14 protein-coding genes are annotated in these 21,630 nt (G+C 64.1%); 8 read left to right on the forward strand and 6 right to left on the reverse strand.

Annotated elements, in window-relative coordinates; translation table 11 throughout:
• Positions 1 to 260: 260 nt before the first annotated feature.
• Positions 261 to 1,661: an asparagine--tRNA ligase gene (gene asnS / locus AACW87_RS07030; protein WP_043557632.1), complete on the reverse strand. Its 1,401-nt coding sequence runs from the start codon at positions 1,659 to 1,661 to the stop codon at positions 261 to 263.
• A 188-nt stretch (positions 1,662 to 1,849) separates the two neighbouring features.
• Between asnS and AACW87_RS07035 the strand changes: the two genes are divergently transcribed.
• Positions 1,850 to 2,194 (forward strand): hypothetical protein, encoded by a 345-nt coding sequence (locus AACW87_RS07035; RefSeq protein WP_241278321.1) that lies wholly within the window; start codon positions 1,850 to 1,852, stop codon positions 2,192 to 2,194.
• Here the strand turns inward: AACW87_RS07035 and AACW87_RS07040 are convergent.
• A complete protein-coding gene (locus tag AACW87_RS07040; RefSeq protein ID WP_241324574.1) occupies positions 2,191 to 3,006 on the reverse strand; it encodes a HAMP domain-containing protein in 816 nt (271 codons plus the stop codon). The genes AACW87_RS07035 and AACW87_RS07040 overlap by 4 nt on opposite strands.
• 135 nt (positions 3,007 to 3,141) lie before the next feature.
• Positions 3,142 to 4,416 (reverse strand): adenosylmethionine--8-amino-7-oxononanoate transaminase, encoded by a 1,275-nt coding sequence (gene bioA, locus AACW87_RS07045; RefSeq protein WP_241324575.1) that lies wholly within the window; start codon positions 4,414 to 4,416, stop codon positions 3,142 to 3,144.
• Positions 4,417 to 4,605: 189 nt separating this feature from the next.
• Here bioA and bioB point away from each other — a divergent pair, with 189 nt between their 5' ends.
• The 5 genes from bioB to htpX all read left to right on the forward strand — a co-directional run bounded on the left by bioB (position 4,606) and on the right by htpX (position 9,480).
• Entirely contained in the window at positions 4,606 to 5,694 is a 1,089-nt protein-coding gene (bioB, locus tag AACW87_RS07050; protein ID WP_241278318.1) for a biotin synthase BioB, read from the forward strand.
• Entirely contained in the window at positions 5,691 to 6,908 is a 1,218-nt protein-coding gene (bioF, locus tag AACW87_RS07055; protein ID WP_241324576.1) for an 8-amino-7-oxononanoate synthase, read from the forward strand. The genes bioB and bioF overlap by 4 nt, the downstream gene beginning before the upstream one ends.
• Positions 6,901 to 7,701: a malonyl-ACP O-methyltransferase BioC gene (gene bioC, locus AACW87_RS07060; protein WP_241278661.1), complete on the forward strand. Its 801-nt coding sequence runs from the start codon at positions 6,901 to 6,903 to the stop codon at positions 7,699 to 7,701. The genes bioF and bioC overlap by 8 nt, the downstream gene beginning before the upstream one ends.
• A gap of 113 nt (positions 7,702 to 7,814) precedes the next feature.
• Entirely contained in the window at positions 7,815 to 8,495 is a 681-nt protein-coding gene (gene bioD, locus AACW87_RS07065; RefSeq protein ID WP_241278316.1) for a dethiobiotin synthase, read from the forward strand.
• A 112-nt stretch (positions 8,496 to 8,607) separates the two neighbouring features.
• Positions 8,608 to 9,480 (forward strand): protease HtpX, encoded by an 873-nt coding sequence (gene htpX, locus AACW87_RS07070; RefSeq protein ID WP_042651327.1) that lies wholly within the window; start codon positions 8,608 to 8,610, stop codon positions 9,478 to 9,480.
• Between the two features lie 74 nt (positions 9,481 to 9,554).
• Here the strand turns inward: htpX and AACW87_RS07075 are convergent, their stop codons facing one another.
• Positions 9,555 to 11,267, reverse strand: coding sequence for a methyl-accepting chemotaxis protein (locus AACW87_RS07075; protein ID WP_241324577.1), 1,713 nt, complete (start codon positions 11,265 to 11,267; stop codon positions 9,555 to 9,557).
• Positions 11,268 to 11,468: 201 nt separating this feature from the next.
• A complete protein-coding gene (locus AACW87_RS07080) occupies positions 11,469 to 13,277 on the reverse strand; it encodes an MOSC N-terminal beta barrel domain-containing protein (RefSeq protein ID WP_241324578.1) in 1,809 nt (602 codons plus the stop codon).
• A 391-nt stretch (positions 13,278 to 13,668) separates the two neighbouring features.
• Here AACW87_RS07080 and AACW87_RS07085 point away from each other — a divergent pair, with 391 nt between their 5' ends.
• Positions 13,669 to 15,315: an NAD(P)-binding protein gene (locus AACW87_RS07085; RefSeq protein WP_241278314.1), complete on the forward strand. Its 1,647-nt coding sequence runs from the start codon at positions 13,669 to 13,671 to the stop codon at positions 15,313 to 15,315.
• On the forward strand, positions 15,312 to 18,917 hold the full coding sequence (gene nifJ, locus AACW87_RS07090) for a pyruvate:ferredoxin (flavodoxin) oxidoreductase (RefSeq protein ID WP_241324579.1): 3,606 nt from the start codon (positions 15,312 to 15,314) through the stop codon (positions 18,915 to 18,917). Before AACW87_RS07085 ends, nifJ begins: the two co-directional genes overlap by 4 nt.
• Before the next feature lie 66 nt (positions 18,918 to 18,983).
• Here nifJ and AACW87_RS07095 read toward each other — a convergent pair whose 3' ends face one another.
• Positions 18,984 to 21,476, reverse strand: coding sequence for a penicillin acylase family protein (locus AACW87_RS07095; protein WP_241324580.1), 2,493 nt, complete (start codon positions 21,474 to 21,476; stop codon positions 18,984 to 18,986).
• Positions 21,477 to 21,630 lie beyond the last annotated feature (154 nt).

Below are 21,630 nucleotides of genomic sequence, written 5' to 3' on the forward strand. Positions count from 1 at the left end.
TAAAAATTTGAGGTACTTCAATAACTCATCGCTTTTTGATTTAACTGCATAAAAACCACGTATTAACATCATTGTTATTTGTTGTGCCAATAAACGGCACCGTACGGGGCTCTATGTGCTGCAGGGGGTGAGGGGAGTGGCAAGTGGGCTGTGGGGGAGTGGAGTGGGTGATTAATTGTGGTGGTCTGCAGGGTGGAATGGCGTTGCCTGGATAACAAAAAGCCGACCCTGGGGTCGGCTTTGTCGGCAAGTGGTAGTAATCAGAACTCGGCGGTACGCGGGGTACGCGGGAAGGGGATGACGTCGCGGACGTTGCCCATACCGGTCACGTAGACCACCAGACGCTCGAAACCGAGGCCGAAACCGGCGTGCGGGACTGTGCCGAAGCGGCGCAGATCGCGATACCACCAGTAATCTTCCTTGTTCAGACCCATCTCGGCCATGCGCTGATCGAGTACCTCGAGGCGCTCTTCACGCTGGGCACCGCCGATGATCTCGCCGATCCCGGGGGCCAGTACGTCCATGGCGGCAACGGTTTTGCCGTCATCGTTGAGACGCATGTAGAAGGCCTTGATGTCTTTCGGGTAGTTCTTCACCACCACAGGAGACTTGAAGTGCTCCTCGGCCAGATAGCGCTCGTGCTCGGAGGACAAGTCGATGCCCCAGGAGACAGGGAACTCGAAGGTCTTGCCACAGTTTTTCAGCACTTCGATGGCATCTGTGTAGTCGATCTGGGCGAAGTCGGAGGAGACGAAGCGTTCCAGACGACCGATGGCATCCTTGTCGACGTGCTGGGCAAAGAACTCCAGATCGTCGCGGCGCTCACTCAGCACGGCGTTGAAGACGTATTTGAGCATGGCTTCGGCCAGGGCGGCGTTATCGTCCAGGTTGGCGAAGGCAATTTCCGGCTCAACCATCCAGAACTCGGCCAGATGGCGGCTGGTGTTGGAGTTTTCGGCGCGGAAGGTGGGCCCGAAGGTGTAGACCTTGGAGAGGGCACAGGCGTAGGTCTCGACGTTGAGCTGACCGGACACGGTCAGGAAGGTCTCTTTGCCGAAGAAGTCCTTGTCGTAATCGACCTTGCCGGCGTCGGTGCGCGGCAGGTTTTCCAGATCCAGGGTGGAGACGCGGAACATCTCGCCGGCACCTTCGGTGTCAGAGGCGGTGATGAGCGGAGCCGCAATCCACAGATAACCCTCTTCATGGAAGAAGCGGTGGATGGCCTGGGCCAGGCAGTTGCGCACCCGGGTCACTGCGCCGACTATGTTGGTGCGCGGACGCAGGTGGGCCTGTTCACGCAGGTACTCTATGCTGTGGCGCTTGGCGGCCATGGGGTAGGTGTCCGGATCTTCGACCCAGCCTACGACCTTGACGTCGGTGGCTTGCAGTTCGAAAGCCTGACCGTTGCCCTGGGAGGCGGCAACCACACCGGTGACTTCCACGGAGCAAGCTGTGGTCAGACGCAGCACTTCATTCTCATAATTGGCCAGGGTATTGGGGACGACGGCCTGCACCGGATGGAAACAGGAGCCATCGGATACGGCCAAAAATGAGATCCCCGCCTTGGAATCACGGCGAGTCCGGATCCACCCTTTGACTGTCTGGGTGGTGCCAACCGCATATTTACCGGTCAGCACATCTACTACGGATGCGTGCGTCATCGAAATATTGTCTCCAGCTTGTTCTTGCAGCGCTATGGGTCTTGCCCGGGCATTGATAGGCCCATCATGGCAGACTAAGCCGTCAATCTTACCCGCGCGGGTTTGATAAACAAGCAAAAATGTCGGACTCTGGAGGGGTTTTGTGTCCGGATCACCTCATGACCGGGCCACTTGGGTGAGGGATGGGCATGAAAGAGCGGCGACATGGACCTGACCGGCTGACCAGGGTGCTGCAGGGCTTGGTGATCCTCTGCTGGGGCGGCTTCATCGCCTTGCTCTCCCTCTATCACTTCGCGCGGCCACAGACTGCCTACGGTTTTCTGATCTATGGCGGGGTCAAGGTGCGCCAGAGCTGGGATCCCGTACTGACTCCCTGGCTGGTGCACGGGCTCTGGGGTTGCTCTGTGCTGACCCTGGTGGTCTTGCTGTTCGAGCGGCAACGTTGCCGTCGTCGGGAGGATGTCGGCCTGGTGCATCTGGCCATCTTGTTGCTGATCCTCATCGCCAGCCTGCTGTTCTACTACAGGGGCTAATCTTGCTTTTTCTCGTCCCTCTCCGGGCGAGGTGCGGGGCGCTTGCCCAGCTGGCGCTCCACGCTGTCGAGCATCTGGTTGTAGGCCAGCGCGACCCGACCTATCTCGTCCCCTTCATCCCCTTCCAGTCGATGACCGAAGTCGTGCAGATCGGTGGCCTCCTCCATGGAGCGGGTCAGCTGGTTGAGGGGGCGCACTATCCAGGTGCGGATGACCCAGAGGGTCAGCAGCAGGCCCAGCCCGAAGATGACGGTGAGGCTCAGCGCCGAGGTGAGTATGTTCTGCTCGACCCGGGTGAACAGAGTATCGAGGGAGTAGTCAAAGCGCACCGCCCCCAGCACGGTATTTTCCGCCACCTGATGGCAGCTGGTGCAGTCGGTGCCGCGAAAATCCTTCTTGGCCAGCAGCGGCCTGGTCACCACCAGTTTGCTGTGCATGCCGTCGTGCACCACCTCCAGGCTGCCTTTGCCCGCCAGTGCCAGCTCATCGAACCTGTCTTTGGGCTGCTCGCTCTCGTGGCCGACCCCGTACTGCTTGCTCACCGGTTCGCCGCGCACTATGCGGGCATCTTCCACGTGGGCGTGATCGAGAAACTTGCTGCGCAGGGTGTCGCGGGCATCCATCTTGCCGGTCAGCATCAGCATGTTGAGACCGTCGAAATAGGCCTCGGTCTGCTCGCGACTCTGCTCCTTGATCAGGGTCAGGATGAGGTCGCGCTCGCGCACCGCCTGATAGGCTGCGGAGAAGACCAGCACCATGGAGAAGATGAACAGCAGGAAGAAGTTGATTTTGGCAGCAATGGAGAGGCGCATGGGAAAGGTACATCTGTTGGGTAAAACCCGCGCAGTCTACTCGCCCCGGCGGTCCGGGTCTGGTGCCTCGCTCACATTCTGATGAAAAAGAGTCAAAAGGCCCTGCATTCTCATGCAGGGCCTGTTCATTCAGGCTCAGAATTCGCCGCTGGCGATGGCCTCATTGATGGCGCCGGTCAATACCCTCAGCTCCTCGGAGGTGATGACGAAGGGAGGCATCAGGTAGACAAGCTTGCCAAACGGCCGGATCCAGGCCCCAAGCGATACGAACTTGCGCTGGATGCGCGCCACGTCCACCCGCTCCTTCATCTCCACCACGCCGATGGCGCCGAGCACCCGCACATCGGCCACCGCCGGGTTGAGGGTCAGTTCTACCAGCTCGGTACGCAGCTGGTGTTCGATGGCCTGCACCCGTTCCTGCCACGGGGAGGCGAGCAGCAGATCGATGGAGGCGTTGGCGACCGCACATGCCAATGGGTTGCCCATGAAGGTGGGGCCGTGCATAAAGACGCCCGCTTTCCCATCGCAAATAGTGCGGGCAACCTGCTCGGTAGTCAGGGTCGCCGAGAGCGTCAGATAGCCGCCGGTGAGCGCCTTGCCCAGACACATGATGTCGGGACTGATCCCCGCCCAGTCACAGGCAAACAGCTGGCCGGTGCGACCAAAGCCGGTGGCGATCTCGTCGGCGATGAGCAGCAGGCCGAACTCGTCGCACAGGGCGCGTACCCACTGCAGGTAGCGGGGATGGTAGAAGCGCATGCCGCCGGCCCCCTGCACTATGGGTTCCAGCACGATGGCGGCAATCTCTTCGTGATGATCGGCTACCAGCGTCGCCAGCTCCACCACGCTCTGCTCGTCCCACTCGGCGTGGAAGCGGCAGCTGGGGGCCGGGGCGAAATGGTGCTCCGGCAGGAAGCCTTTATAGAGCTCGTGCATGCCGCCATCCGGGTCGCAGACGCTCATGGCGCCGAAGGTGTCGCCGTGATAGCCGCCGCGCAGGGTGAGGAACTTGGCTCTGGGCGTGCCCCTGGCGTGCCAGTACTGCTGGGCCATCTTGAGCGCCACCTCCACCGCCACCGAGCCGGAATCGGCAAGGAAGACTCTGTCCAGGCCGGCCGGGGTGATCTCCACCAGCTTGCGACACAGCTCGACGGCCGGGGCATGAGTCAGGCCGCCGAACATCACGTGGGACATCTTGCCAAGCTGGGCGGTGGCGGCCGCATCCAGTTCCGGCACCTGATAGCCGTGGACGCAGGCCCACCAGGAGCTCATGCCATCCACCAGTTCGCGGCCATCGCTGAGGGTGATTTTTACCCCTTTGGCGCTGGCCACTTCATAGCAGGGCAGGGGATGGGTGAGGGAGGTATAGGGGTGCCAGACGTGGTGCAGGTCGAATTCTTGATTGGTCATTATATGTTCTGTTGTCAATTTGTTTGATCTGGTCGGTGTTGACAGTCTACGCGCGCTCTCTACACTAGCCAACAATTTCAGCCACTTGGCTCTGCCCATTGAGAAGGTGCAGGCACAGCGGCGGTTTCTGTGTTCGCTCATCCGGGATGGCCGGCGCAGGATCCCACTTATAACAATCGGAAGCCATGTATGAATGCTCTCACCCTGGGCGGCCACGCCCTTCGCCACGACTGGACCCTGTCCGAGGTTCAGGCCCTGTTTGCCCTGCCATTCAACGATCTGCTGTTCCAGGCCCAGACGGTACACCGCGCCCATTTCGATCCCAACGAGGTGCAGGTGAGTACCCTGCTCTCCATCAAGACAGGCGCCTGCCCGGAGGATTGCAAATATTGCCCCCAGAGCGCCCGTTATCACACCGGGCTCGAGACCGAGCGGTTGATGGAGGTGGAGAAGGTGCTAGAACGGGCCCGCGAGGCCAGGGCCAACGGTTCGTCCCGCTTCTGCATGGGGGCCGCCTGGCGCAACCCCAAGGAGCGGGATATGCCCTATATCCTGCGGATGATCGAGGAGGTGCGCGGGCTCGGCATGGAGACCTGCATGACCCTAGGGATGCTGACCGCCGATCAGGCGGCCCGTCTGGGGGCTGCAGGCCTTGACTACTACAACCACAACCTCGACACCTCGCCGGAGTTCTACGGCGAGATCATCTCCACCCGCACCTATCAGGACAGGCTGGATACCCTGGAGCACGTGCGCGGCGCCGGCATGAAGGTCTGCTCCGGCGGCATCGTCGGCATGGGAGAGCAGGCCAAGGATAGGGCGGGCCTCTTGATGGCGCTGGCCAACCTGCCACGGCACCCGGAGAGCGTGCCCATCAACATGCTGGTCAAGGTGAAGGGGACACCGCTGGAGAACGAAGAGAACCTCGACTCGTTCGAATTTATCCGCACCATAGCCGTGGCGCGGATCATGATGCCCGCCTCCCACGTGCGCCTCTCCGCCGGGCGGGAGAAGATGAACGAGCAGATGCAGGCCATGTGCTTTATGGCGGGGGCAAATTCGATTTTTTATGGTTGCAAGCTGCTGACCACCCCCAATCCGGACGAGAACAGCGACATGCAGCTGTTCAAGCGGCTCGGCATCCGCCCCGCCCAGCGGGCCCAGAAGCCGGATCAGGTTCAGGAAGAGGAGCTGCTGGCCGAGGTGAGCCGCCAGAGCGAGCCGGATGAGATGTTTTACGATGCCACCCGTCCCCGTGCAGGCGTAGCGCGTCCATGAAGAGCCCTGTGGTAACGGGTCCCTTTGCGCTGGGTGAGGCGCTGGCCGGGCGCGAGCAGGCCGCCTTGCTGCGCCGCCGCACCGCCACCGATGGCCGCACGGGAGCCAGGCTGGTGGTCGATGGGTGCGACTACCTCAACCTCTCCGCCAACGACTATCTGGGGCTGGCGGATCACCCCGCCATCAAGGCCGCCTTCAAGGAGGGGATTGACAGCTATGGCGCGGGCTCCGGCGCCTCGCCGCTGGTGACCGGTTACAGCCGTGCCCACCAGCAGCTGGAAGAGACGCTTGCCGACTGGTTGGGGGTGGAGGCTGTGCTGCTGTTCAACTGCGGTTTCTCCGCCAATCAGGCTGTGCTCAAAGCCTTGCTCGGCAAGGATCACCTGCTGTGGCAGGACAAACTCAACCACGCCTCCCTGCAGGAGATGGGCAGCCAGCTGCCCTGCAAGATGAAGCGTTTCGGCCACAACGATATGGCCGCGCTTGCGCGTCAACTCGAACCAAACCGGGGCTTGATCGTCTCGGAAGGGGTGTTCAGCATGGACGGGGATCAGGCCCCTTGGGCTGAACTTGCGGCATTGGCTGCCCGGAGCGGCAACTGGCTGATGATCGACGATGCCCACGGTCTCGGCGTGCTGGGGTCAGAGGGGCGCGGCACCCTGGCGGCGCAAGGGGTGGATCCGGCCAATGTACAGATACAGATGGGCACCTTTGGCAAGGCGCTCGGAGTGGCCGGGGCCTTCGTCGGCGGCAGCCGCGAGCTGGTGGACTATCTGGTCAACTTCGCCCGTCACTACGTCTACAGCACCCATATGCCCGCCGCCCAGGCTTGCGCCGTGAGCAAAAGCATCGAACTGGTGCGCGGCGCCGACGACGCCCGAGTCCGCTTGCAGCAGCTGATAGCCCGCTTTCGGCAGGGCGCCGCCGCCCTTGGCTGGCAGCTTGGGGCGAGCGACACCCCCATACAGCCGCTGCTGGTGGGGGAGAGCATCGCCGCCCTGCAGCTGGCCGAACGACTGCGCGCAGTCGGGCTCTGGGTCACCGCCATTCGCCCGCCCACTGTGCCGGCGGGCACGGCGCGGCTGCGCATCACCCTGAGCGCGGCCCACAGTGAACAGGATGTGGATCGCCTGCTCTATGCCCTCGGCCCTTGCACCCCGTCGGCCAGCGGGGATCAGGATGCCGCAGACCCGAGAGGTGCTCGCCATGCATGAGCGTTTCCAGTCGGTCGACAAGGCCCAGCTCGCCCGCCGCTTCGGGGCGGCCGCCCGCCACTACGACGCCCACGCCCGCTTCCAGCAGGAGGTGGGGCTGGCGCTGCTTGAGCGGATGCCGGACAGGCAGGTTGGCCTTGCGCTGACGGTGAGCGGGCTGGATCTGGGCTGCGGCACAGGTTTCTTCCTGCCGCACCTGGCGGGCCGTTGTCACCGGCTGCACGGGCTGGATCTCGCCCCCGGCATGCTGGCGCAGGCTGCCCTGCGCGGCAGCGGCGCTCAACTGGTGTGCGGCGATGCGGAGCAGTTGCCCTTTGCCGATCAGAGTCTGGACTGGGTCTTCTCCAGCCTGGCCTTGCAGTGGTGTGAGCGGCCGGCGCAGGCCTTTGCCGAACTGCATCGGGTGCTCAAACCCGGCGGCCGGCTGTTGTTCTCGACCCTGCTCTCGGATTCGCTCTGGCAATTGCGTGAGGCCTGGCGCACGGTTGATGACAGTCCCCATGTCAATCGCTTCCTCAGCCTGCCACAATTGCAGGATGCCATGGCCGCAGGGGGCTTCACCGCCCCTCGCCTCGAGAGCCTGACCTGGTCGCTCGCCTATCCCGAACTGAGTGGTCTGCTGCGCGATCTCAAGGGGATAGGGGCCAGCCAGATCAATGACGAGCGTCAGCCCGGCCTCAGCAGCCGGCAGCGCTTGCAGCGCCTGAGCCTGGCTTATGAAGCCCATCGCCAGCCGGACGGCAGGCTGACCGCCAGTTACCAGGTCTGTCTGGGGCAAGCGAGCCGCCGATAAACCGGTCCGAGGTTGAGCTGGCTGTGGATCTGCCGCTCGACCTGACAGAGTTGATACGCAGGTGCTCTGTCCCCATATGCGGATAGGCACCTGATTTGCGTTGAGGAGTCATCATGGTTAAATCCTTCTTTATCACGGGCACGGACACAGATGTGGGCAAGACACTGGTCGCCCGCACCCTGTTGCTGGAATTTGCCGCCCACGGCATCCAGTGCGCCGGTTACAAGCCTGTCTCAGCCGGTTGTGCCCGCACCCCGGATGGGCTGCGCAACCTGGACGCCGTGCTGTTGCAGGAGGCAGCGAGCCTGCCTCTGCCCTACGATCTGGTCAATCCGTTCGCCTTTGAACCGCCCATCGCGCCCCATATCGCCGCCAGCGAGGCCCGTGAGGCCATCACGCTGACGGGCTTGTCCGATGGCTTGCGCCAGATAGAGCAGGCGGGGGCCGAGCTGGTGGTGGTGGAGGGAGCCGGGGGCTGGTTTTTGCCGCTGGATCGCAAGCACCTGTTGTCGGACTGGGTCAAGCAGGAGAACATGCCGGTGATCATGGTGGTGGGGGCCAAGCTGGGTTGCCTCAACCATGCGCTGCTCACCTTCGCCGCCATTCGCAATGACAACCTGCCGGTGGCGGGCTGGGTCATCAATCGGCTGCACGGCTCCATGAGTCACTACCAGGAGAACCTGGACACCTTGCGGGGCTTGCTGCCCGCCCCGTTTTTGGGTGAAATACCCTTTGTAAACAATCCGCTCGAGGCCGATCTGCGCGGGCGTCTCGACATTTCGCCCCTGCTCTGAGGCCGACATTCAGCGAACATTCATCGAATCTATCTATTATGTGGGCAGGTGTGGTCCCGGCCGGCAGTGACGCTGTGTGGGGCCACGCATCCATATCTCACAAGGAGTCAATATGAAGCGAATTATGCTATTCCTGGTGACCAACCTGGCCGTCATGCTGGTGCTGGGGGTGGTACTCAATATCCTGTTCTCGGTTCTGGGGATCAACAAGTCCAGCATTTCCGGTCTGTTGGTGTTCTGTGCCGTGTTCGGTTTTGGGGGTTCCTTTATCTCCTTGCTGATGTCCAAGTGGATGGCCAAGCGCAGCTATGGCGTCCAGGTCATCGAGCAACCCCGCAACGAGACCGAGCACTGGCTGGTCAGTACCGTGGCCCGTCAGGCACGTGAAGCGGGCATCAAGATGCCGGAAGTGGGGATCTACGACTCTCCCGAGATGAATGCGTTCGCCACCGGTGCCCGGCGCGACGATTCGCTGGTTGCCGTCTCCTCCGGCCTGCTCTACAGCATGAGCCGGGACGAGGCGGAAGCCGTGCTGGCCCACGAGGTGAGCCACGTGGCCAACGGCGACATGGTGACCCTGACCCTGATCCAGGGGGTGGTGAACACCTTCGTGATGTTCTTCGCCCGTATCGTGGCCGGCGTCATCAGCAACTTCTTCAGCTCCAACAACAGCGAAGAGAGCAGCAGCTCGGGTGGCTTTGCCTACATGATCACCGTCTTCGTGCTGGAGATGCTGTTCGGCGTGCTGGCTTCCATGATCGTCATGTGGTTCAGCCGCCAGCGTGAGTTCCGCGCCGACGCCGGTGCCGCCAAGCTGGCCGGCCGCGACAAGATGATTGCCGCGCTGCAGCGCCTCTCCCGCGGTGCCGAGCCGCAGATGGAAGGAGCCATGATGGCCTTTGGCATCAATGGCAAGCGCTCCGTGAGCGAGCTGTTCATGAGCCACCCGCCCATCGAGCAGCGCATCGCCGCCCTGCGCGGTTGAGTGTGATGCCAGGGTGACACACCCGCATAAAAAACGGCTGCCTTTGGGCAGCCGTTTTGCTTTGTGCCATAGGATCACAGCTTGAAGTGGCCCATCTCCTGGCGCAGCAGCCGTGACAGCTGCTTGAGCTTGGCCGCCTCCTGGGAGACGTGACGGGCCGCGTCCCCCGACTGCTCTGAGAGGGAGGTGATGTTGCCGACGGTGGAGACCACCTCGTTGGCGGCGGTGGACTGCTCGCGCAGGGTGTGGCTTATCTCCCCCATCAGGCCGGTCAGGTTGGAGGCATGGCTCTTGATGCTGGCGATGGCCTCGCCCGTCTGGTTGGCCAGGCTCACCCCGCGGGAGACGTTGTTGACCGTGTTCTCCATGCTGCGGATGGAGGCATCAGCCCCGATCTGGATCTTGCTGATCATGCCGGTGATCTGCTGGGTCGAGGCCGCCGAGCGGCTGGCGAGATTGCGCACCTCGTCGGCCACCACGGCGAAGCCGCGTCCCTGCTCACCGGCCCGCGCCGCCTCTATGGCCGCGTTGAGGGCCAGCAGGTTGGTCTGATCGGCGATGCCGCGGATCACCTCTATGATGTCCGAGATCTGCTGGGTGTGACTGTTGAGATCGGAGAGGCTGCTGGCCGCGTTGGATACGGTGTCCGAGATGCTCTGTATGCTGTCCAGGGTCTGCTTGATGACGCCGGATCCCTCTTCCAGGGTATTGGCGGAAACCTTGCTCAACTCGTCGGCATGGGTGGCGTTGTCGGAGAGGTGGCTGATGCTCACCACCAGCTCCTCGATGGCCGCCGCCATGGTCTGGGTGCTGGTTTGCTGGGAGGTGGCAAACTGGGCGGTCTGCTCCGCTATCTGGGCTATGCTGTCGGCCGATCCCGACAGCTCCTCGGTGGAGTGGGAGACCTGGGCAATGATCCCCTTGAGGGTGGATTGCATGGTGGCCAGCAGGCCGATCAGGCTCTCCTTGGCGCCGCTCGGCACATGGATCTGGCGCGAGAAATCCCCCTGCGCCAGGCTGCCGAGATCGCTCCTGAGCTGGCTGACCGAGGTGCCGACCAGATCGAGCAGGGCCTTGTAGGTGCGCCACAGGAAGAACATCAACACCAGACCCAGGGCGATGAAGAGGTAACGCAGCATGGAGGACTGGCTGGTGGCATCGTCCACCGCCTGCTGGGTGCGGTTCTCCATCATGACGTAGAAGTCATCTATGGGGGACATGATGCGTCCCTTGTTCTGGTGATAGGCCTTGTCATGCATCATGGCGATGGCCTTTTGCTGGTTGGCTGCCTGATCACCGTCCGTCTGCTGCACCAGCTTGAAGGCCGCCACCTCTGTGTTGACCAGGGCATCCGAGTTGTTCTTGGCCTCGTTGAGCTTGGCCAGCTCCCCGTCGGTGAAGCCGGTGTCCTTCATCAGATCGATGAGGCCGCGGCGAAGATTGCCGTCGGGTCTCGGATTCTGGCCGTTGGCGGCGACGAAGTCCCAGTAGATGCGGTTGTAGCCCTCTGGCCGGTTCTGTTCACCGTTGCGAATGGCCAGGATCCGCATGTACTGCTGCTCGTAGGCGGGATCCTTGGTGATCACATAGGTGCGACCGAGCCGGGTCAGATCGTCGGAGGATTGCCGCAGTTCATCGGCCAGCAGATAGGATTGGTAGCGTTGCTGATAACTCTGTTCGAGTCGCGTCCCTGACCAGCTGTAGGCAAAAAACACCAGCGACAGCAGGATCAGGGTGACAACGGAGAGCAGGAGGTTGAACTGAAAGGTGGGTCTGTTCTGTTCCATGGTTTGAGCGTCCTTATTCTCACCAGAGCAACCCCCTTTGTCACACGGCGAAGGCCGGTACTTCTGTGGGGTTTTATTGTTGTTGCTGTGAGTATAGGAGCCGGGCTCGGCAAGTTTGGCGGGCAGCGCCGAGAAAAGGGGGAGGGGCTTGAGGGGGAGGGCCGGGATGCATGGACGACGCCATGCTCCCGGTCCCTTGGATTATCGCGGCCCGATCACCAGATCGGTCAGCGGCACGGCGCAGCAGGTGAGGATCTTGCCCTCGGCGCGCTCGGCGGCCGTGATGGCCGGGGCATCCGGGTGATCCACCTCACCCGAGACCAGGGTCTGCTTGCAACTGCCGCAGATGCCGGCGCGGCAGCTCCAGGGCAGCTCCACTCCCTGCTTGTGGGCCTGATCCAGCACGGTTCCCTGATTGTTGCCGGCAAAGGCCTGTTCACCTATGCGCAGCCGTATCGCCTTGTGGGGGCGCGCCACCGAGAGGATGGCGCCGCCGAAGCTCTCCTGCCGGATCTGGCTGGCGGGCACGCCAAGGGCGGTCAGTCTGGCCGCCGCATCGGCCATAAAGCCGTGAGGACCGCACAGGAACACCTCCCGCTGGTGCAGCCCCTTGATCTGGGCCAGATGGATATCGCAGAGGCGCCCTTTCAGCCCCTGCCAGTGGCCATCGGGCTGGCTCAAGATCAGGGTGAGCGCCATCCCCTGCTGCGCCATGGCGTAGAGCTCGGCGGCGGCCGGGATGTCGGCCTCGCTGCGACACAGGTGCATGAAGTGAACGTCGCCAAGCTCCCCGCGCAGGCCTAAGGTGCGGGCGATGGCGAGCATGGGGGTGACACCTGAGCCGGCCGAGAGCAGCAACAGCGAGCGCTCTGTGCCGAGGTGAAACTCGCCAGCCGGGGCGGATGCCAGCAGGGTATCGCCCACCTTCAACTGCTGGTGCAGCCAGGGAGAGATGCGCCCCTCACCGAGGCGCTTGACGCTGATGCTGTAGCGATCCGGCAGATCCGGGCTTGAGCTCAGGGTATAGCGTCGCTGCAACCGCTCACCCTTGAGGTCGAGGCTGATGGGCAGGTGCTGGCCCGGCAGGTAGTCGGGCAGGGGTTCGCCATCGGCCGCTTCGAACCAGAAGGTTTCCAGATCCCGTGCCAGCGGCTCGCGGGCCACGCACACCAGCGCCCGCTTCCTGGGCGCCGCGTTGGGGTAGACCCGGGGACGGGTCGTCTCCAGCACTTCTATCTCGCTGCCCGCCTCAATCCAGCCCTCGTTGAGGGCCACCAGATTCTGGCCGAAATAGACATCCCCATCCTCGCCCCGGCGATAGCGGGTGAGGGTGGCGAGCGGCTCCTTGAGGGCATTGAAGCGATCCGTGCCCGCTTCCACCGTGGTCATGATGCAGCGGCTGCAGGGCTTGTCGACCCGAAACTCCACCTCGCCGATGCGGATGCGCACCCAGCTGTCCTCTTCGAACGGACGGGTGCCGCTCGCCACCAGGTTGGTGCGAAACTGGCTCATCTGGTGCAGGGCATCGGAGCGCAGGTTGAGATCCTCAAGCGAGGCCTGACTGATGAGCAGCAGCGGATAACCGTCGGCAAAGCTGACCCGGGTACCTGTCTTCTCCCTAAAGCGGTCTGATGCTTCGCCAAGCCAGAGCAGCTGCACCGGCTCCCCCGTCACCTGGCTCAGCCAGTGATCGGCCCGGGGCTGGGTCTGCAGGGCGGTGAAGCTGTCGCCCCAGACCCCGGTGGCTCGGGGCGTGCGGGAAAAATCCTGTTCTCGCAGTGTGAGTGGTTCAAGACCCGGATAGCGCAACTGCAGGCCGCCTTCCATGGGGGTGGCCACTACCTGTTGCAACTGGGGATGGGTGCGGGCCGTGATGAAGCTGCCGTCCGGCTTGACCACCATGTAGCGGCGATCCCCCTGCAGGCCCTCTTCGGTCACCCGGGCACGGGTCAGTGGCATGCCTGCCGTCGATTTGATGGGGTAGAGATGAATGCTGTCGAGTGTTGGCATGTCCGAGTCCTTGTGCAGTGGCCTGTGCAGATGAAGAGGAGGCAAGATAACGGTTCCCGCCCCGTGCAGCAATCCTTGCATGGTCGCCGCCCTGTGCCGCCCTCATATGGCGATCCGGCGCTGACCGCCTCGGTTGGATAAGCCGGTCAACGCCATCCCGTGTGCAATTGGGCAAGATGTTACAGGGGTCACGTTCCGCGCTCCAGACCCCATAAAGTGCAACATTTTTTGATCCTGATCCGCCATTCAGTATAAAAATCAGTCCACTATCGAGACAGCTTCCAGTTTCTAACGCTTTCGCTTCTTCCCTCTCCGGCCACCGTCCGCTCCGGCTAAACGGTATCAAGTGCCATCGGAGGGGGCCTGTCACACAAAAAGAAGAAAGCAATGTATGAGCAAACAACTGGATATGACCCCACAGCCGGATCTCTCCCAGAAAACGGGAACAGGCCCGGTCCGTACTCGGCTACCCGTCTGGCGGCCGGCCCTGCCACCTTGCAACCACGCCTGCCCGGCCGGCGAGAACATCCAGGCCTGGCTTGCCCTGGCCGAAGCGGGCCGCTTTGAAGCGGCCTGGCAGACGCTGATCGAAGAAAATCCCCTGCCCGCCGTCCATGGCCGGGTCTGCTATCACCCCTGCGAGAGCGCCTGCAACCGCGCCCAGGTGGATGACGCCGTCTCCATTCACGCCATCGAACGCTTCCTCGGCGACGAGGCGCTGGCCAAAGGCTGGCAGCCTGCGCCACCGGCGCCCGCCAGTGGCAAGAAGGTGCTGATCGTCGGCGCCGGCCCGTCCGGTTTGTCCTGTGCCTGGCACCTCAACCGGCTCGGCCATCAGGTGGAGATCCGCGAGGCGGGGCCGCTGGCCGGCGGCATGCTACGCTTTGGCATTCCCGCCTACCGCTTGCCCCGCGACGTGCTGGACAGGGAGGTGGCCCGCATCCTGGCCGCAGGCGTCACCCTCACCCTCAATCACAAGGTGGAGGACGTGCTCAAGGCGCGTGACGAGGGGGGCTTTGATGCCGTCTTCATGGCCATAGGCGCCCATCTGGCCAAGCGGGTCGACATTCCGGCCCGGGAGGCGGGCAAGATCCTCGATGCGGTGAGCTTCCTCGAGCAGGCCAGCCTGGCCGAGGAGCAGGGTCTGCCGCCCCCCAAACTGGGACGACGAGTAGCCATCTACGGCGGCGGCAACACCGCCATGGACGCGGCCCGCACCGCCCGTCGCCTCGGGGTGGAGGAGGCGATGATCATCTACCGCCGCGACCGGGATCACATGCCGGCCCACGCCTTCGAGGCCCTTGAGGCCGAGGAGGAGGGGATCAAGATCAACTGGCTGCGCAGCATTCGCCAGCTCGACAACACCAGCATTGAAGTGGAGGTGATGGCACTGGATGAGCAGGGCAAGCCTGTGCCCACCGGCAAGTTTGAAACACTCGAAGCAGACTCCCTCATCCTGGCGCTGGGTCAGGAGGTGGACTTGAGCGTGCTGGAGAGCATTCCCGGCGTGCGGGTCAGCCAGGAGGGGGTGGTGCAGGTGGCAGACAACCTCATGACAGATGTGCCCGGGCTGTTTGCCGGCGGCGACATGGTGCCCTCGGAGCGCACAGTCACCATAGCCACCGGCCATGGCAAGAAGGCGGCGCGCCACATGGATGCCTGGCTGCGCGGTCGCCACTACCACAAACCGCTCTCCTATCCATTGGTGGGGCCTGAGCAGCTGCAGCTCTGGTTCCAGACCCATGCGCCCGCCAGCAGTCAGCCGGTCAAACCGGCGTGGGCGCGGGACGACTTTGGCGAGATCATAGGTGGGCTGGACGAGACGGCGGCCCGCTACGAGGCGGCGCGCTGCTACTCCTGCGGCAACTGCTTCGAGTGCGACGGCTGCTACGGTAGCTGCCCCGAGCAGGCCATCGAGAAGCTGGGGCCGGGCCACGGCTATCGGGTGGATGCGGATCGTTGCACCGGCTGCGGTGCCTGTCACGATCAATGCCCCTGCCACGCCATCGAGTTGCGCCAACCGGAGGAGTCCCAATGAAACATGAACTGATCATGGTCGATGGCAACGAAGCCGCGGCCCGGGTGGCGTACCAGCTGAGCGAAGTGTGCGCCATCTATCCCATCACCCCCTCCTCGACCATGGCCGAGCTGGCTGACGCCTGGGCGGACGAGGGGCAGACCAATCTCTGGGGCAACATCCCCACAGTCGTGGAGATGCAGAGCGAAGGGGGGGCGGCCGGGACTGTGCACGGCGCCCTGCAGGCGGGGGCGCTCGCCACCACCTTCACCGCCAGTCAGGGGCTGATGCTGATGCTGCCCAACATGTACAAGATCGCCGGGGAATTGACCGCGGCTGTGTTCCATGTGGCGGCCCGATCGCTGGCGGCGCAGGGGCTCTCGATTTTTGGCGACCATCAGGACGTGATGGCGGCGCGCAGCACCGGCTTTGCCATGCTCGCCTCCGGCTCTGTGCAGGAGGCGCAGGACTTGGCCTTGGTTGCCCACAGCGTCACCCTGCAGTGCCGGGTGCCCTTCATCCACTTCTTCGACGGCTTTCGCACCTCCCACGAGGTGAACAAGATCACGGCCCTGCATAGGGACGAGATCCGTGCCCTCATCGACAACGACTGGGTGCGGGCCCATCGCGCCCGGGCGCTCAACCCGGATCACCCCGTGATGCGCGGCACCGCCCAGAACCCCGATACCTATTTCCAGTCCCGCGAGAGCGTCAACCCCTTCTACGAGGCGGTGCCGGCGCGGGTGCAGCAGTGCATGGACAAGCTGGGATCCCTCACCGGTCGCCACTACCGGCTGGTGGAGTACCACGGCGCCAGCGACGCGACCGACGTCATCTTGCTGATGGGGTCGGGAGCGGCCACCGCCCGCACCACGGTCGACTGGCTCAACCGGCAGGATCGCAAGACAGGGGTGCTGGTGGTGCGCCTCTATCGCCCCTTCCCGGTGCAGGCGCTGCTCGATGCCCTGCCCGCCAGCGTGCGCCGGCTGGCTGTGCTGGATCGCACCAAGGAGCCGGGGGCCGGCGGCGAGCCGCTGCTGCTGGACGTGCAGAGCGCCCTCATCGACGGCTTGCAGCGGGGCCTCATCAAGCGGCTGCCCTGGCTGAGCGGCGGTCGCTATGGCCTCTCCTCCAAGGAGTTCACCCCCGCCATGTGCGCCGCCGTGTTCGAGGAGCTGGCATCCGATGCGCCGCGCCCGCGCTTTACCGTGGGCATAGTGGATGATGTCTCGGGCCTCAGTCTGGCCTGGCACCCCATCGGCGATCTGGAGCCAGCCAGCCGGGTGCGGGCGCTCTTCTTTGGCCTGGGCGCCGACGGCACGGTCGGCGCCAACAAGAACAGCATCAAGATCATCGGCGAGCTGGAGGGCTTCCACGCCCAGGGCTACTTCGTCTACGACTCCAAGAAGTCGGGCTCGCGCACTGTCTCCCACCTGCGCTTTGGCCCCGAGCCCATAGATGCGCCCTGGCTCATCGAGCAGGCAAGCTTCATTGGCTGCCACCAGTGGAGCTTTGTCGAGTCGGTGGACTTGCTGGAGCACGCCGCCGAGGGGGCCATACTGCTGCTCAACGCCCCCTGTGAGGCAAGCCAAGTCTGGGCCCGCCTGCCCGAGCGGCTGCGGGCCCGCATCCGCGCCCTCAACATCCAGCTCTACTGCATCGACGGGGATCGCGTGGCCGAGCAAAACGGCATGGGCAATCGCATCAACACCATAATGCAGACCTGCTTCTTCGCGCTGGCCGGAGTCTTGCCGCGGGACGAGGCCATTGCGCTGATCAAGGAGAGCATAGAGAAGAGCTATGCCCGCAAGGGGCCAGAGGTGGTGGCGCGCAACTTCGCGGCGGTGGACGATACCCTGGCTCATCTCTGCAAGGTGGCGATCCCGGCCGGTGATGAGCCGATCAGCGACTATCCGCTGCCACTGGCCCCCGGCGGCAGCGAGTTTGTCCAGCGGGTGACCGGCGAGATGCTGGCGGGGCGCGGCGATCTCATCCCCGTCTCCATGTTGCCGGTGGATGGCACTTACCCCACAGCCACCAGTCGCTTCGAGAAGCGGGATATCGCCCGCGAGATCCCGATTTGGCATTCGGATATCTGCATCCAGTGCGGCAACTGCGTCTTCGTCTGCCCCCATGCTGCGCTGCGGGCCAAGTTCTATCACCAGGACTGGCTGGCCACCGCCCCCGAGGCGGCCCAGTCGGTGCCCGTCACCGCCAGGGGTTTCCCCGACAGCCGCTACACCTTGCAGCTCTACCCGGAGGATTGCACCGGCTGCGGCCAGTGCGTGCAGGCCTGTCCGGTGCGGGCTGGGGCTGATGCAAGCCATCAAGGCGAGCGTGTTGAAGGGGAGAGCCACGAAGGGGATCGCGCCATCACCATGATGGACAAGGCGCCCCATCTGGCCGGTCAGAAACAGGCGCTGCGCTGGTTCGAAAGCCTGCCCTGGCCTGCCCGCGAGCGGGTGGATTTCTCCACGGTGCGCGGTGCCCAGTTCCTGGAGCCGCTGTTCGAGTTCTCCGGCGCCTGCGCCGGCTGTGGCGAGACCCCTTATCTCAAGCTGCTGACCCAGCTGTTTGGCGATCGCATGCTGGTGGCCAACGCCACCGGCTGCTCCTCCATCTATGGCGGCAACCTGCCGACCACCCCCTGGGCCAAGAACGGCGAAGGCAAGGGACCGGCCTGGTCCAACTCATTGTTCGAGGACAACGCCGAGTTCGGCTTTGGCTTCCGCCTCACCGCCGATCAGCATCATGGTCAGGCGGTGGCCGCCCTCAAGGCGATGAAGGGGGAGCTGGGGGATGAGCTGGTCGAGTCGCTTGTCAGCGCCCCGCAGCGGCTGGAGTCGGAGATCCGCGCCCAGCGTGGCAGGGTGGCGCAGGTGCGCGAACGACTGGAGGAGGTGAACTCGGGACAAGCCCGCGAGCTGCTGTCCCTCATCGATCAACTGGTGCGTCGCTCGGTCTGGATCGTCGGCGGCGATGGCTGGGCCTATGACATTGGCTCGGCGGGGCTCGATCACGTGCTCGCCTCCGGGCGGGATGTGAACGTGCTGGTGATGGATACCGAGGTCTACTCCAACACCGGCGGCCAGATGTCGAAATCGACCCCGCTGGGGGCCGTCGCCAAGTTCGCGGCGGGAGGCAAGACGCTGGCCAAGAAGGATGTGGCATTTCAGGCCATCTCCTATGGCAATGTCTATGTCGCCCGCATCGCCTTTGGCGCCAATCCGCAGCAGACGCTGCAGGCCCTGCGGGAGGCGGAGGCCTATCCGGGCCCGTCCCTCATCATCGCCTACAGCCACTGCATCGCCCACGGCATCGACATGGAGCTGGGGCTGACCCAGCAGAAACGGGCGGTGGACTCGGGCCACTGGCCGCTGCTGCGCTACAACCCGGTATTGCGCCACGCGGGGCAGAACCCCTTCAGCCTTGACAGCCTGCGCCCTTCGATTCCGCTCGCCGAGTACAGGGCAGAGGAGAACCGCTACCGGGTGCTGGCCCAGAGCCACCCAGAGGAGGCCGAGCGGCTGATGCAGGTGGCGCAAAAAGTGGCCTGGCAGAAGTGGGCCACCTACGAGGAGATGGCGACCCGGGAGGCCAGCGCCTTCCATCCTCCCGTCTGAGCCGGATCCTGAATGACGAAGCGGGCCTGTCGGCCCGCTTTTTTTATGGCTGGAGAGAGGCGTGGCTCAGGGGCTGGTGGCACGCAGCACCTTGAGGTGCAGGCTGCGCTCCTGATGGGCTTCTATCTCCTGCTCGGTGAAGCGCATGGGCTGCCACTGCTGGCGGGCAAACTGCTCGGTCTGATCGGTGAAGTGCGGGCTCTCGGGATCGTGGGACTGGCCATAGCTCAGGAAGCGCTCCGCTTTGGGCCCGGCGGCATCGAACTGCAGGGCCAGCACGAAGCTGGAGCCGTAGTTGGCGCGATAGCGCAGCTCGGGCTGGCCGTCACCGTCGTCATCCAGGCTGCGCAGCGTGGTATCCGCCACGCTCTTGCCGGTCACTATGTTGGCGAGATCCGATCTGCTGCGCGAAGGCAGATTGGTCTGCACCATGTTGAACAGCCCCTCGAACGAGTTGCCTCCCGGCAGCGCTATGGGGGTCAGCCCGGCCGCCTTTTGCACGAACTGCAGCGTGCCGAGTTCGGCATCCGGCGCGATACCGGCGGCCTGCAACCGCTGCTGGGCATGGGCCAGCGCCAGCAGGGCGGGATCCAGATCCGGCGCGCCGCCCCAGGGAGCCAGCCCGCTCGGCGTGGTGGCACCCCGGGCCGGATCGAAGGGGATGGCAAACAGGGCATCCTTGATGTCTCTGTGGCCGCTGGTGCGAAACGCCGTCAGCCATTCGCGCATCAGGTGGGCACCCCGGCTCTCCAGCTGATACTCGCCATCCCAGTTGGCGAGCGCATTGCAACTCGGGGTCAGGTCCAGCGGGCCGCTCGTCAGCTGGATCAGCGGATGGGCCTGGCAGCGGGCCAGCAGGGGTTCCCTCAGTTCGCGGGCAAACAGGGAGCCGTTGTGGGTCAGCACCCGTTGCAGCGCCGGCAGGGTGAATCGGCGATCGGCCCCGGTCAGTCCCATGGTCTCTGGGGTGCTGATGAGCTGGGCGTTGTAGCGGGTGCGCGGGCTGCGCACTGTCTGCTCCGGTCCGTAGAGGATGGAGTAACCCTCCAGCGGCGCCGCCAGGTTGGTCAGCCAGTGGCTGCTGTTGGCGTTGTAGACGTAGTCGCTGCGGGTCTGACGGGGGGCCTGGCTCAGGGGAACAAGGCCGGGAGCCCGGGTCTGGCCGCTGTCGACCCACTCGAAGTCGGGGTCGTTGCCCGGCAGCAGCACGCTGCCCTCGCCATCCAGCCAGACGGGGGCCAGCTGCGGGGTCTGGGAGGCCATTCGCCACCAGGCTTCGGCCTTGGCGCCGAGGCGGGGCACCTGGGTGGCATCCACATAGCTGGCCTGGCCCGCCTTGTCGATCAGCAGGATATTGACCCAGGGCACCCCCTGATGCTCGGCCAGTGCGTCGAAGAAGGCCGGGGTACTCTGGGCCCTGGCCATGGCCAGCCACTGCTCCAGCATCTTGTAGTTGCCGGCGTTGGCATCGCGGAAGCTGATGGCGCTGCTGCTGGTCCAGCCCAGGCTGGGCGAGAGGGAGGCGAGATTGACCACGGGGCCGAAGTGGCTGGCATAGACGGTCTGGGCATAGGGCTGCAGGCTGCCATCGGCCTGACGCACTTGCAGCGTGACGGTTTTCTGGCTCATCTCCCGCCACTGGTCGCCGTAGCGGTAGCGCAGCGGATTGGCGGGATCCAGGGTGAGCTGATAGAGGGTGAAGCGCTTGGACTGGGAGACGGTATGGGTCCAGCCCAGCTGTTCGTTGAAGCCGATCAGGATGGCGGGAAAACCCATCATGGTGGCGCCGGTCACGTTGAGTTTGCCCGGGATCTGCAGGTGCTGTTCGTAGAACCTGAGTTCGCCATCCCAGGGGAAGTGGGGGTTGCCGAGCAGCAGACTGTTGGCGTTGCTGCTGCGATCCGCCCCCAGTGCCCAGCCGTTGCTGCCGATCCCCTCGGCGGTGAGCAGCCATTCGGCTTCCGGGTCAGGCAGGGCGCGCGCCTGCGTGCCGCTGCCGGGGAACTGGGCGCTCGCCATGGCGCCGATGAAGCTGCGGCCGCTGGCGAGCTGAGCGAGATCCAGGTGATAGGCCAGCAGCTGGGTCGGGGTGATGGGCTCGACCCACTCGGCCCCACGGCAGGGGGAGGGGTAGTCCACCGGGCTGGCTCGTCCCGCGAGTGAGTGGTTGAAGCCCGCCACATAGCCCTCGATGAGATCGCGGGCATCCGGCGCCAGCTTGCCATACAGAGTGGCGGCCTGGGCGGGCAGATCCAGCGAGCGATAGCCCACGTCGGAAAGCAGGTTGCGCTGCTGCTCTCCCGCCCCCAGCCAGCGGGATTTTTCCCCCCGCAGCTTCATGATCTGTTCGCTCAGGGTGCAGAGGTTCTCCTCGGCATGGGCGTAACCCGCCCCGAAGCCGAGGCTGGCGTAGTCATTCGCCTTGATGTGGGGTACCCCCTGCTCCGTGTAGGTGAGGGTGACGTCATAGTGGCGAGCGGGATCCGGCTCGCTGCTGTTCTCCTGGCAGCCGGCCAGAACGAGGCAGCCGAGCAGGGTAAGGGGAAAGGGAGATCGCATTTGAGTTCCTTCTGTTGTCCGTGCTTGTTATGGTTCTGTTGCTTTTTGCCCGCAGGAGAGGGTATTTAAGAGCAGGGCGAGCTGGCTGTCGCTCCGCTGGATGGAACCGGTCATAGTTCCAAAAACAGAATAAAAACAAGGATAAACAGGTCCG

It is taken from the genome of Aeromonas sp. MR7, from assembly GCF_963899385.1.
In the GTDB taxonomy this organism is placed as follows: domain Bacteria; phylum Pseudomonadota; class Gammaproteobacteria; order Enterobacterales; family Aeromonadaceae; genus Aeromonas; species Aeromonas bestiarum.